Origin of the sequence: Ruminococcus sp. 210702-SL.1.03, from assembly GCF_020559915.1 — a bacterium.
Lineage (GTDB): Bacteria > Bacillota > Clostridia > Oscillospirales > Ruminococcaceae > YE71.
On the sequence record NZ_JAJCLZ010000195.1, the window covers coordinates 1 to 222 of the forward strand.

Below are 222 nucleotides of genomic sequence, written 5' to 3' on the forward strand. Positions count from 1 at the left end.
CCTTTATCTGCTCGGCGACCACCGCGTAATCCTGCTCCAGCTTGTATGTGCGCTCGACGACAGAATTGTGCTTGTCGACGCGCTCGGAGAGCTTGTCTATCTTGTATTCTATCAGTTTTTGGCTGTCGAACTGCGCCTGCCGCATGGATTTTCGGCTGTTCGCGGCAATGAGAAGCTGGCAGACCACCGCCGAAGCCGCCGTTATCAGCGCAACGATTATCG

General features: G+C 55.4%; 1 pseudogene. It reads right to left on the bottom strand.

The window, feature by feature from the left end:
- Positions 1 to 222 (bottom strand): annotated as a pseudogene (locus LI114_RS14430) (hypothetical protein); the annotation flags it as partial.